The organism is Endozoicomonas sp. (assembly GCF_051008435.1).
Taxonomy (GTDB): Bacteria; Pseudomonadota; Gammaproteobacteria; order Pseudomonadales; family Endozoicomonadaceae; genus Endozoicomonas_A.
This window is the reverse complement of the sequence record NZ_JBPCXO010000509.1, coordinates 1-12,680: the sequence shown is the minus strand read 5'-3', so window position 1 is coordinate 12,680 and position 12,680 is coordinate 1. Positions and strand designations below refer to the sequence as shown.

The following is a 12,680-nucleotide window of genomic DNA, read 5'->3' as shown; positions in this document are numbered from 1 at the left end:
TGATTTGGCCATTTTTTATGATTCTTTTCGTTGAATAGCTCGCTATTCGCCTCAAATAATCATAAAAACTGTCTCAAACCGGACTTTTCCTCGCTACGGTCGGCTAAGTCCGACAGACTCCTAGTACTTTATTATTGAATGCCCTGGTCATAGTGCGGGAAGAGTGAATGGTTCAAATCTGAAATCAGAACAGGACACCTGCTCTGATTCGTAGCTCTACCAATCTTGCTGGCCAATTTTTTCCAGCTTTTCGCGGTGCTGCTTTAGCTCATTATCGGTAGGTTTAATGATTTTCAAAGCCGGACGCTCAGAGGGTAAACGTCTGATAACCGAAGCATCATCTTCACTGCCCTCTCCTGCACCCAGCAGGAGCGACGTCTGCCCCCCCGTCATTGCAAGATAAACTTCTGCCAGTATTTCGGAGTCAAGCAAGGCTCCGTGGAAGGTTCGAGCCGAGTTATCAATAAAGTAACGTTTACACAGAGCATCCAGATTGTTTTTCTGCCCAGGATGCTTCTTTCTGGCCATCACCAGCGAGTCAGTGATTTTACTGTAGTCCTCAACCTGCCCAAGCGCTGTATCCAGCCATTTCAGTTCATGATTGAGAAAATTCACGTCAAAGGGAGCGTTATGTGCAATCAATTCTGCACCCTTGATAAACTCAAGAAAATCTTTCGCTACTGATGCAAAGAGAGGTTTGTCCTGCACAAATTCATTGGTAATACCATGAATCTGGATAACCTCATCATCCATATGACGCTCAGGATTTATGTAGACATGATAGGTATTACCGGTCAGTTTCCGGTCTATCATCTCCACACAGCCGATTTCAACAATTCTATGCCCCTGTGACGGGTCAATCCCTGTGGTTTCAGTATCCATTATGATCTGGCGGCTCATTGCTTCTTACCTTTGATAATCTCTTCAGCGCCACGACAGGCCAGTTCATCCGCCATTTCATTCTCACGGTGACCGGCATGACCTTTCACCCAGCACCACTCAATGGTATGACGCGTATTCTGGGCATCCAGCCGCTCCCACAAATCCTTGTTCTTTACGGGCTTTCCTGCAGCCGTTTTCCAACCTTTGCGCTTCCAGCCCTTCATCCACTCGGTGATACCTTTACGAACGTATTGAGAGTCCGTCGTGACACGAACTTCACAGTCCCGTGTCAGTGTTTCAAGACCCACAATAGCGGCCATCAATTCCATGCGATTATTCGTGGTTTCATCTTCACCACCATACAATCCTTTTTCAGCAGTACCATATCGCAGTACTACTCCCCAGCCACCGGGACCAGGGTTGCCTTTACAGGCACCATCTGTAAACAGCTCAACGAGCTTACTCAACGATTATCTCCCACTCGGCTGGATCCTGTAATCGGGTTACCGACCAGGGGTTGTCTCACGGAAGACCAGCTGGGCTTGATGGGCGTCATGCCTGCCACCTCCCGGGTCGCTACTATGATGTAAAAGCTGCCAAACGGCAGCATCCAATTATGACAGCGCTGCTCAACCAGTTCCGACCCAAGCCCTTTAACAGAGTGGTTGGAAGGGAACAGATACGCGCCATGAATAACTTTCTCTACACTGAACCCCAGCAGGGTTAGCCAGTCTCTCATACGGCTGGGACTGATGAACTGGACACCGCTGAACAGTCGACGATAACCAGGCAACACCATCCGCTTTATATTGCAAAGACTCAGAGGGTTGAATCCCACTACAATCATCTTGCCGCCAGGAATGATCGTATTGCCCGCTTCGCTGAGAAAACGGTGAGGTCGATCAGACACTTCAACCATATGGTGCAATAACACAAGATCCAGGCTACCTGGCGTAACAGGCCAATGATAAGGATCCAGCAACAGAGAAGAAGCCGGTTCAGTGATTAAGGGGTGAAACTGGAAGTTTCGACTGACCTGAGAGCCTGCCAGAAGTGCTGCAGTCGGCGACACAGACAACTCAACCGCATGATAACCGAAGATATAGTTTAACTCATGCTCTATGTAACAGCGCTCTGCTTTGAGTACAAACTCTCCAGCACCGGAGGTCATCCAGTTCTGAAGAGCCTGAAGCCTCTGTGGCATCTCAGGCCTGGTCGATTTTTTAAACCATTGCATCAGGCTTTTTCCATGAATGCTGTAGTTAAATCAGCAAAAATCTCGAGCGAGAATGTTGTCCTGGTTGACTACACATCTTATCTGGCACAACCGGATTCGACCAGCCTCTGTGCAATCTTCAGATAACAATCGTAAAGAAAATAGTACCGACTTTACACGTAAAGTCTGTAAAAATTGATGTTTCTAACAGTTCATGACGTTAGAATGGCATTGACCATTATTAGACCGAACAGCCCTGAGCTGAGAAAACATGATCCAGATACAAGCTATCCCGGCTTTCCAAGATAACTACATCTGGTTGCTCTCTGAAGACAGCAGCCAGCACTGCCTGGTGGTGGATCCGGGTGATGCTTCAGTGGTTGAAGAAACGCTGGCAAAACTGGATCTGGAGTTAACCGGTATTCTCGTTACGCATCATCACTGGGATCATACAAACGGTATAAAAGCTTTAACAAAAAACCGTAACATCCCTGTTTATGGTCCTGATAATGCTGAAATTGATGGTATTACCCATCCTCTTAACGAGACAGATACTCTTACCGTTCTTCATACCGAGTTCGAAATTTTTAAAACCCCGGGCCACACGCTCGATCACATCGTTTATTATTCCTGCCCTGAGCAGGGTGACCCCATACTGTTCTGTGGCGATACTCTTTTTTCAGCAGGCTGTGGCCGGTTGTTTGAAGGGACGGCTGAACAGATGCAGCGCTCTTTTAATAAACTTCGCGCATTGCCCGAGAACACCCGGGTATACTGTACACACGAATATACTCTGTCTAATCTGGCTTTTGCCCAGGCAGTAGAACCCGAGAATCACTCTATTAGGGACTATCGCAATAGAGTAACCCAGCTTCGTCAGCAGGACAGACCCAGTCTGCCTTCCACCATTGAGCTGGAATTGACCATTAATCCATTTATGCGTACTGACCAGAACAGTGTCATTACTGCAGTTAAGGAGCATGCCCCACATACTGCCTTGTTTAGCGATGCAGAAGTATTTGGAGCATTGCGTCAGTGGAAGGATCACTTTCAATGACGATAAAACCAGTGTTCCTTCTAGATAAATAACGTATTTATGTCTGAACCTTTGATTACAAAACAAACACCTGGCCGATTTGCGGGAACCGAGGTTAAAACCTTGGTTCGTCTAGTGGGGACAGCCACCTTAGTACTGACCCTGGCAGGTTGTCAGAGTCTTTCTACAGAAGAAGCAGGCACAACTCCCCCTGCCAAAGCCGAGCAAAAAGTTACCAAGGGCAAAACAGCCAAGAAAACGGTTAAGAAACAGGTAGCGAAAAAACCTGCCACAGACCTTTGGGAACGAACCCGTCGGGGTCTGGCTATGGACCTGGATAATAATCATCCCAGAGTTCTGGCAGAGTTGCGCTGGTATAAGAAAAATCAGGGTTATTTCAACCGGGTTTCAGATCGTGCCAGTCCTTATTACTACTTCATTGTCATGGAAGCCGAGAAGCGAGGAGTCCCGCTGGAACTGGCATTGATGCCAATCATGGAAAGTGCCTTTGATCCATTTGCCTATTCCCATGCAGGTGCTTCCGGATTATGGCAATTCATGCCAGCGACCGGAGAACATTACGGACTAAAACAGAACTGGTGGTACGATGGTCGCCGCGATGTTGTCGCTGCCACTCGTGCAGCACTGGATTATATGGTCAGTTTGCACAAAATGTTCGGGGATTGGGAATTAGCTCTGGCTGCTTTCAATTCAGGCCCTGGCCGGGTTCTGAATGCAGTGAACAAAAACAAGAAACTGGGTAAATCCACTCGTTTCTGGCACCTTGACCTGCCAAGAGAGACCACGGCTTATGTTCCAAAGCTGATTGCACTGGGCAAAATTGTTCGTAATCCATCCAAGTACGGCATCAAACTGAAGCCCATTCCTAATAAACCCTATTTTGCCAAAGTTAAAACCGGTGGTCAGATTGACATGGCCAGGGCCTCCAAACTTTCCGGAGTCCCTCTGAATGAGCTTTATCGTTTGAATCCGGGCGTCAATCGCTGGTCCACACCACCTTCCGGTCCCCATTACCTTCTGGTTCCTATCACCAAAGCAGAATCATTCCGCTCTGAATTGGCCCGTTTGCCAACAGAAAAGCGTATGCAGTGGCGTCGCTATTCAGTCAAGTCTGGTGACAGTCTGATCAAGATTGCCAATACCTTCCGAACTGAGCCCAAGCTCATCAAGGAAGTAAACAAAATGAAAGGCAATTTGATTCGGGTCGGACAAAGCCTGCTGATCCCCATGCCTGCAAAAGACCGGGAAGAATATGCCCTCACGGCGGGTCAACGACGTATTGCCAAGCAGAATACCCAGCGCTCAGGCCGCCACAGAATGAATTATTCGGTAAAATCCGGAGACAGCTTCTGGAGTATTGCCAACCAATACAACACTGGCGTTCAGGAGCTCGCTCGCTGGAACAACATGTCCCCCAGAGATACGCTTCGTGTGGGACAGAAACTGGTTGTTTGGACCCGAACCAATGCCTCTCAGGACAGCGTAGTTCGCAAGGTCAATTACAAGGTACGCAATGGCGACTCCCTGTCCCGTATTGCTGACAAGTTCAATGTCGCTGTGGCTCAGATCAAAACCTGGAATACCTTTGACAGCAAATACCTCCAGCCTGGGCAACGTCTGACGCTCTATGTTGATGTAACCCGAGCTTACGACTGATCACTCAGAAAAGTCAGACCCGTTAACTTAACGGGTTTGACACTCCTTCGTGTAAAACCCTTCCCTGCCCTGACGATGCTATATTGAGTCGGTTTGATATTACCGGGAAGCATCATTGAAGGCACTGACGCTCTTTTTACTGCTATTCATGTTACTGCTATTCATGAAAGTAACGATGGTTTTTGCTGCTGGCGAACAGTGGCAACACTACCTGTCCATCATGGATGAGCCTCTTTATAAGAAAGACTTCAAACACTTTAACACCGTGAACCCTGACGCTCCCAAAGGTGGCCATCTGCGTCTTTCCACTCTGGGGACGTTCAATACACTGAACCCTTACACCGCCAGAGGAATAGCCCCCACACAGGCAAACAACACGTATCGATCTGGCTTTATAGAGCTGAATGAACCTTTAATGGTGGGCACAGGATCGTACGCTCCTTCAATGGAACACAAAAATACTGTCTATGGATTGATAGCTGAAGCCGTGGCTTATGACCCGGAAAAACGGAAGCTCTCGTTCAAACTAAGGAAGAATGCCCGTTTTCATGACCAGCACGCCATTACCACAGAAGATGTTGAATTCTCATACCACACCCTGCTGAAGCAGGGTCATCCAAACTTCAAGCTGACGCTCGAGCAGGTGGAAAACGTTAAAGTTGAAGATAAATACATCATCCACTTTTACTTGAAACCGTCATCTTCAAGAGCACTGCCTATCAAACTCAGTGAACTGCCTGTTTTGCCCAAACATTACTGGCAGAATCGAGACTTTGCCAAAACGACTCTGACGCCACCGCTACTCAGTGGACCCTATAAGATTGCCAGGATAAAACCAGGCTCAACTATCGTTTATGAACGGGTCACTGACTACTGGGGAGCAGAGCTGCCCGTCAATAAAGGCCTATATAACTTCGAACGAATTACCCTGAATTTTTACCGGGACAAACACGTCAGTTTTCAGGCTTTCAAAAATGGCGAGATCGATATTCACTATGAAGGTGAAGCAAAAAACTGGGAGACAGGCTACGCCTTTCCAGCTATGCAACAAAACAAGATAGCCAAGTTAAGCATCCCGGACAAAATGCACTATGGCAGAAGATTCTTTGTCTTTAACCTGAGATCTCCCATGTTTCAGGATCTAAGAGTCAGACAGGCGGTCAGCATGCTCTTCGACTGGGAATGGTCTTCAAAAAACCTGTTCTATAGCGCCTATATCCGTACCACAAGCTTCTTTACTGCCCATGCCAATAACGCTCCGGGTATTCCAGAGCAAGAAGAACAAGAATTATTAAAACCCTTTCAATCAATATTACCATCGGGACTCTACACCCAGCCTTTTGAGCTTTCGAAAACCCGTGGGGACGGGAATATCACGAGACAGCGAAGAGAAGCCCTTAAGCTCCTTAAAGAAGCCGGCTGGCACTATCATCAGGGTCAATTGCTTAACGACCAGAACGAACCCTTCCACTTTACATTTCTTCACTACTCTAAACTGGCAGATCGTTTCATACTGCCATTTGCAACCAATCTTGCCAGTGTGGGTATCAAAATGGATTTTAGAGCCATTGACCTGAGCCAGTACCAGCGAAGAATACGGCAAAGAGACTTTGATATGGTTCAAATCACTCTGGCGGTTCCGTTTCTACCCGGAGAGCATCTTAAAGGTTTATTTCACTCAGAATCAGCAGAGTCAGAAGGTAGCCAGAATCTGGGAGGCATCAAGAATCCAGCGGTTGATTCACTGGTAGAGAAAGCTTTGTCTGCCAGCAATGAACAAGCACTTTATACCGCGATGTGGGCACTGAATCGCGTTCTTCTCTGGGAGCATTATTTTATTCCCAACTGGCAGGGTCGTTTTATACGAATCGCACACTGGAAGCATGTACAACCTCCGGACAATTTCCCACCTTTTGGCATACGCCTGACTTCCTGGTGGATGAAACCAACATCTATACCCGTTACCATTGAAGGTGTGGGTAGGCGGCAAACGAGCGAAGCCCCAAGAGCTTACAGTCAGTAAGTGACTGGGGTGAGCAAGAGCAGCCAACAACCCCACATCTTCAAGGTGAATGGGTATAAAGCCATCACACATAATAAGGAAAAGAATGACTATTAAACGATGGGCATTCAGTTTTATAGCTTTGAACATTGCCTGGATTTCTCATTCTACCCTGGCTGCCGTTCAGGAAACCTATCAATCCAGTCATGCCGTTACCTTGCACGGCAAACCCAAATACTCATCCGATTTTAAATATTTCTCTTATGTGAACCCTGATGCCCCCCGGCAGGGCAAGGTTAGGCTGGCTGCTCTTGGAACCTATGACACTTTTGACCTCTTTACGTCCAAGGGAGTACCCGCTGCGGTAGGGCCCTATATCTATGACAGCCTGATGTTTGCCAGCCGGGATGAACCCACCAGCATCTACCCACTGATTGCAGAGCGCATCGAATACCCTGATGACAATAGCTGGGTGCGGTTTGTCATTAATCCCAAAGCCCGGTTCGCAGATGGAAGTCCGATAACAGCAGAACTGATTCGCAAGACCTTTCTTCAATACAAAAATGGAGCCATTACCCACTTCAAACTTTTGATGAAGGATGTCGATAAGATCGAAGTTGAACCCGGAAATCGGGTGAAGTTAACTCTGAATGTGCCCGAAGACAAAAAACTGCCCTATCGTTTGGCCCAGTTACCTGTCATACACAGCAGTTACTGGAATGAGATTCCTGAAGGTGGCAATAGAATACAGATCCCTGTCAGCTCAGGGGCATACTCCATCAAGAGTTATGAGCTTGGGCAAAAAGTAATTCTTGAAAGGAACAAGGGTTACTGGGCTGAAAAACTCCCGGTTAATATTGGCCGAAACAACTTTAAGCAGATCAAGCTGGAGTACTTCAGGGACTCGACTACCTCCCTGGAGGCATTTCTTTCTGGAAGTTACGATATTCGCGTAGAGAATCTGGCCAAAAACTGGACCTTTGCTTACAAAGGCAAGGACATTGAAAGCGGTAGAATTATTCAGAAAAACTACCCACGTAAAAGCTTTCAGGTTCAGTCTTTTATTTTTAATAGTCGAAAAGGGCCTTTCAAGGACCAACGGGTCAGGGAGGCTATCAGTCAGGGCTATGACGCGGCCTGGACCAATTCTAATCTCCTTTATGGCATTTACACTGCACCCGAGAGTCTTTTTGCCACCTCTCAGTTTGCTCAACAAGGGCTTCCCAGTCAGGCAGAACTCAAGCTTCTCTCACCATATCGGGACATTCTTCCTCAAAGACTGTTCAAGCAAGCCTGGATCGGTGTTCAAACGGATGGCAGTGGCAATATCAGAAAGCAGCTCAGTTACGCCAACCGACTGCTTAAACAGGCAGGTTGGGAACTCAAAAAGGGGAAAATGGTCAACAAGGAGAACGGTGAGCCTCTGAAGTTTGAGTTGATGCTGGCCGTACCAGAGCAGGAACGCATTGCTATTCCGTTTAAATCCAACCTGGAAATACTCGGTATTGATATGCAGATCATATCGATTGATGTCTCTCAGTACATTCGAAGAATGCGCAACCATGATTACGATATGGTGCTGAGAAGCTTCCATCAACCTGATATTCCGGGTAATGAGCAAAGAGAGTACTGGAGCAGCAGTACTGTTGACGAACAGGGCACTCAGAACCTGGCAGGAGTCAACCACCTTGCTGTCGATGCGATGATCAATCACATTATCAGCGCGGATTCAAAAGAACAGCTGCAGACCGCCACCCGGGCTCTGGATCGGATATTACTCTGGGAGAACTACACCATCCCCCAGATCTATCAACCCTACTGGCGAGTAGCTCATAGAAGCAACTTCAGTTATCCAGTCAATGATGGTCTCTACGGTTCCATAGACCTCAGTATCTGGTGGGAGAAAAATCAACCATGAAACGCAGCATTCCGGTTCTATTACTGACTCTGCTGGCCAGCTTCGCATGGGGGTCAAACCAGATACCTTTGAAGCATGCCATCAGTCTTTATGGTGAGCCAAAATACAATAAAGGTTTTAAACACTTTGACTACGCCAACCCGGATGCTCCCAAAGGGGGTGAGTTAAGGCAGGCTGTCATAGGTCAGTTTGACAGCATCACGCCTTATGTCGATCGTGGCTCGGCTGCCGCTGGCAGCCACCTGCTTTATGACACACTGTTACAACGATCCTGGGACGAACCTTTAAGTAAATACGGCCTGATTGCTGAATGGATTGAGCTGGATCCGGAAAACCGATGGGCTGCCTTTCATATCAATCCCAAAGCTCATTTTAACGACGGTCATAAGGTGACGGCCAGTGACGTAAAATTCACGTTTGATCTGTTACGAGAAAAAGGCTCAACGTTCTACCGTCATTTTTATTCGGATATTGAAAAAGCTGAAGTCACCGCCCCACTGAGAGTACTTTTCACCTTTAAAAACAATAAAAACCGTGAGCTACCTCTGATTCTGGGTCAGATGCCCATACTACCGGAACATTTCTGGAAAGGCCGGGAGTTCCCGGCAACCGGGTTTGAAGTACCGGTCAGTAGCGGCCCTTATCAAATTGATAAAATTAACCCTGGCCGTTCTATCACCTATAAACGAAATAAGAATTATTGGGCACGTGATCTGGCGGTTAACCGGGGTCGCCACAATTTTGATCGAATGCTGTACGAATATTATGGAAACAAGACGGTCCTTTTGCAGGCACTGTTCAACAATGAATATGATTTCAAACTGGTCACTGACCCTGTTATCTGGAATACCCAGCTCAATGAAAGCCGTATTAAGAAATACCGTCTTGTACGAGAAACCATTCAGAACCACAATCCCCAAACACTTACGTTAACCTACAACACCCGTCGACCTTTTTTGAAAGATGCCCGCGTCAGAGAAAGTTTGGGCTATGCCTTTAATTTTGAGCAGATCAACGACAATCTATTTTTTGGCATGTATCGGCGTGCTGAGAGTTTTTTCTCAGGAACTGAACTGGCTGCCAGCGGACTCCCCTCTCCCAGCGAGCTTAATTGGCTGACACCCTGGAAAAAAGAACTACCGTTAGCCCTCTTTAATGAACCATTTCAGATACCTGACAGCCGACTGGCTTCAGGTGACCGAATCAATAAAGCGAAAGCATTAAAGTTGCTAAAACAGGCAGGCTGGCAGATAAAGGATAATCAACAAGTCAACCGACAGGGCCAACCACTGGTACTCAATGCGCTGGTCGCCAATGACGAACATGAAAAAGTTTTGCTGTCCATTAAGGACGGTCTAAGCCAACTTGGAATGACTTTGAATGTTCAGCGTGTCGATCCACTCCAAATGGTTGCCAGAATTCGGGATCTGGATTTTGAACTCCTACTCCATGCCTATCCACATACAGCCTCACCGGGTACTGAGCAGGCTTCCCTCTGGGGATCGGCAACGGCTCAGCAGAAGGGTTCAAAAAACCTCTCCGGAGTCCAGTCACCAGTGGTTGACCAGCTCACGGAGCTGATACCAACAGCCACCAGCCGTAAAGAGCTGCTTTCAATGGTTCATGCTTTGGACAGGGTTCTGCTGTGGGGACACTACTCTCTGCCTCTCTGGTATTCACCTTCATGGAGTGTTCTATACCGAAATACATTAAAGCACCCAGGTAACACGGCTATTTATGCGCTGGATCTGAGTACATGGTGGTATGAAAAAAATGATTAAAGCAGAAACATCTTTCATCCATTCAGTCGCTTTCAATAAGTGCCTGGCCTGTTATTTCGCATATTCTGGAGAGTGGATTTTTTCGTCCTTCAAGGCACAACGGCGGGCGGGCGCATAGCCTTAGCTATGTAACCATAGTTGTAACGCAGAAGGATGGAAAAAGCCGCCGTCCAGAATATGCGAAAACAACTGGCGAGGTACGTACCTCACATAAAATAAAACCACCAGCAGATAACTCCACTGGTGGTCCCACACATCACTAAGCGCTTTCGTTCAACCCATTACAGGGTGAAAGGCATCATGAAGCTAAGTTTGATGTCTTTCTCATCCTGGAATGCATTCGGGAAGGCCGTAGTGTAGCTGCCTACATCAGTCTTCAGATCGAAGTAAGTAGCATGCAGGGCTACAGATGCGCCTTTCAGGTTACCTGTCTGGAAGGTATAACCCACATCTACGCTGTATCCAATTTCTTCCAGTTCTTCCGTAGTAACGGAGGTATCCTGAGATTCCGCACCCCAGCCATAACCCACAGAGAAGCCTGCGGTCCAACCGGCATAACCCATCTCGGTAAAGTCATACCATGCACCGGCAAACACGGCTTTTTCACCGTCGTGGTTGAAGTCAGAGCGCTGATCCCACCATACATCATAAGCCCCATTAGACTCGCCAGATGCATAGGTTGGACGGAAAACAAAAGCGCCCTTCTGACCTTTGGCTCGTGTATAGGTTGCCTCGGCGCGATAAGTCCAGCTGCCTTTGGACAGGCTGGAAGTAATAGCATGCTGGTAGCCCAGACCATCATACAGGTCGTTTGCTGTGCCATCTTCAGCTTTATCATCTACACCGTAAAACTGGTAACTCAGGCCCAGACCTTCGTTGCTGTAACCCAGTTTTAACTTGTACATGTCAACATAATCTTCACCCTGGCCAAAAGCACCCAGAACGCTAACACCGTTGTCAAAGTCATAACTGGCACCCAGGCTGTGCACGTAACTCATACGTGTACCGTCTTCACGCAGCATGCCTTCCATGTCATAAGTCCATGGGCTTTTGTACTCATTGGCCCAGAAATATGCCAGGTTTAATCCACCTTCACTGTAAGTCAGTTCGCTACCCGTGTAGGTACCTGGTGCAAAGCTCCAGTTAACGCCCAGAACTCCTGGACCACTTGGCTGCAGGTAACCGGTACGAGCTTTAAAAGCACCAAAATCAAACTTGGCATTGGCTTTATAGACGCTGAAACCGTTCTTAATATCGCCCTTGTCGTCGATCAGGGAGAATTCACTGTACTGAGAAGTGCCGGAATTCCAGAGATCATAAGTACCGAAAACCCCCATATCAACACCAAACCAGCCATTGATTAAGCCAGAGTTAAACTCAAGGCTGGCCATCGCTGTGGAGTGGTGAATGTTTTCTTCGTAATCACCATCCGGTGCATCTTTACGATCACGAATACGAGTAAAGTTGTAAATACCGCCTGAGATAGTGGCATCATCAAAGAAAGGGTTTCCAGTCTCTTCGGCATGGGCACCGGTGGAGACAAAAGCAGCAGCCATTACAGCACTGGCCAGCACAGTCTTTTTGAACATTAACGTTCCCCTGTGTGTATTGGGAGTGTTTAATTGATCTTTTTTAGTTTTCATAATCCATAATGTAACCGGTTACATTATGAGTTCAAAAATTAGGAACTCTGTGGTTCCCTGTTTGGTATGCATGAATTCTATAGCGCCATCGGTATTTTTAATTGCTTCAGATCAACTTTTACTGATGTTTGAAGATATTCATAATTTTTTGATGAGCTGGTGGAAAATTGAACAAGTATGAGTATTATTTGAGTAAAAAGAAACCACCTGAACAACCAGAAAACTTTGACATCCTCCCCGCGCTAAAGGACGGGGATTCCTACAGCTAGACGGTCATGCCCGACCGCAAGAATGTTTCTTGCTGCGTTTACGTCACGCAGATGCTCAGCTCCGCACTCTGAACAGACCCATTCTCTTATTCCAAGACCTGCCCTACCTTTCGGACTGCTGTTGGGTATTTTTCGACAGCACGAACAAGTCTGGGTGGAGTAAGCTTCGTTGACCACTTCAAAAACCACGCCTGCGTGATCGCATTTATATTCCAGCATGGTTTTCAGCATTCCCCATCCAGCATCCAAAGCCGAT

General features: G+C 47.2%; 10 protein-coding genes. 5 read left to right on the top strand and 5 right to left on the bottom strand.

Annotation, left to right across the window (positions count from 1 at the left end):
- Positions 1 to 216 precede the first annotated feature (216 nt).
- The 3 genes from dnaQ to ACR2PX_RS25620 are packed head-to-tail and all read right to left on the bottom strand — an operon-like array spanning position 217 to position 2,119.
- The gene (gene dnaQ / locus ACR2PX_RS25630; RefSeq protein WP_434002192.1) at positions 217 to 900 is read right to left on the bottom strand and encodes a DNA polymerase III subunit epsilon; all 684 of its coding nucleotides are present in this window, start codon (positions 898 to 900) and stop codon (positions 217 to 219) included.
- A complete protein-coding gene (rnhA, locus tag ACR2PX_RS25625) occupies positions 897 to 1,349 on the bottom strand; it encodes a ribonuclease HI (protein ID WP_434002191.1) in 453 nt (150 codons plus the stop codon). Before rnhA ends, dnaQ begins: the two co-directional genes overlap by 4 nt.
- Entirely contained in the window at positions 1,346 to 2,119 is a 774-nt protein-coding gene (locus ACR2PX_RS25620) for a methyltransferase domain-containing protein (RefSeq protein ID WP_434002190.1), read from the bottom strand. Before ACR2PX_RS25620 ends, rnhA begins: the two co-directional genes overlap by 4 nt.
- Positions 2,120 to 2,369: 250 nt before the next feature.
- Between ACR2PX_RS25620 and gloB the strand changes: the two genes are divergently transcribed.
- The 5 genes from gloB to ACR2PX_RS25595 all read left to right on the top strand — a co-directional run bounded on the left by gloB (position 2,370) and on the right by ACR2PX_RS25595 (position 10,512).
- The gene (gloB, locus tag ACR2PX_RS25615) at positions 2,370 to 3,155 is read left to right on the top strand and encodes a hydroxyacylglutathione hydrolase (protein ID WP_434002189.1); all 786 of its coding nucleotides are present in this window, start codon (positions 2,370 to 2,372) and stop codon (positions 3,153 to 3,155) included.
- A gap of 102 nt (positions 3,156 to 3,257) precedes the next feature.
- Entirely contained in the window at positions 3,258 to 4,811 is a 1,554-nt protein-coding gene (locus ACR2PX_RS25610; RefSeq protein WP_434002188.1) for a LysM peptidoglycan-binding domain-containing protein, read from the top strand.
- 163 nt (positions 4,812 to 4,974) lie between these two features.
- Positions 4,975 to 6,834 (top strand): extracellular solute-binding protein, encoded by a 1,860-nt coding sequence (locus ACR2PX_RS25605; RefSeq protein ID WP_434002187.1) that lies wholly within the window; start codon positions 4,975 to 4,977, stop codon positions 6,832 to 6,834.
- 85 nt (positions 6,835 to 6,919) lie between these two features.
- Entirely contained in the window at positions 6,920 to 8,731 is a 1,812-nt protein-coding gene (locus ACR2PX_RS25600; protein WP_434002186.1) for an extracellular solute-binding protein, read from the top strand.
- Complete coding sequence (locus ACR2PX_RS25595; protein WP_434002185.1) at positions 8,728 to 10,512, top strand: extracellular solute-binding protein; 1,785 nt, start codon at positions 8,728 to 8,730, stop codon at positions 10,510 to 10,512. The genes ACR2PX_RS25600 and ACR2PX_RS25595 overlap by 4 nt, the downstream gene beginning before the upstream one ends.
- 281 nt (positions 10,513 to 10,793) lie before the next feature.
- Here ACR2PX_RS25595 and ACR2PX_RS25590 read toward each other — a convergent pair whose 3' ends face one another.
- Together ACR2PX_RS25590 and ACR2PX_RS25585 are read right to left on the bottom strand one after the other, a co-directional pair.
- On the bottom strand, positions 10,794 to 12,101 hold the full coding sequence (locus ACR2PX_RS25590) for an OprD family outer membrane porin (protein WP_434002184.1): 1,308 nt from the start codon (positions 12,099 to 12,101) through the stop codon (positions 10,794 to 10,796).
- A 296-nt stretch (positions 12,102 to 12,397) separates the two neighbouring features.
- The coding region (locus ACR2PX_RS25585; RefSeq protein ID WP_434002183.1) for an RNA-guided endonuclease InsQ/TnpB family protein at positions 12,398 to 12,680 on the bottom strand (283 nt) is incomplete at its 5' end.

Excerpts from the sequence above, each read along its gene's own strand:
- dnaQ (WP_434002192.1), bottom strand. The coding sequence starts at position 900 with ATGAGCCGCCAGATCATAATGGATACTGAAACCACAGGGATTGACCCG.
- ACR2PX_RS25620 (WP_434002190.1), bottom strand. The coding sequence starts at position 2,119 with ATGCAATGGTTTAAAAAATCGACCAGGCCTGAGATGCCACAGAGGCTT.
- gloB (WP_434002189.1), top strand. The coding sequence starts at position 2,370 with ATGATCCAGATACAAGCTATCCCGGCTTTCCAAGATAACTACATCTGG.
- ACR2PX_RS25605 (WP_434002187.1), top strand. The coding sequence starts at position 4,975 with ATGAAAGTAACGATGGTTTTTGCTGCTGGCGAACAGTGGCAACACTAC.
- ACR2PX_RS25600 (WP_434002186.1), top strand. The coding sequence starts at position 6,920 with ATGACTATTAAACGATGGGCATTCAGTTTTATAGCTTTGAACATTGCC.
- ACR2PX_RS25595 (WP_434002185.1), top strand. The coding sequence starts at position 8,728 with ATGAAACGCAGCATTCCGGTTCTATTACTGACTCTGCTGGCCAGCTTC.
- ACR2PX_RS25590 (WP_434002184.1), bottom strand. The coding sequence starts at position 12,101 with ATGTTCAAAAAGACTGTGCTGGCCAGTGCTGTAATGGCTGCTGCTTTT.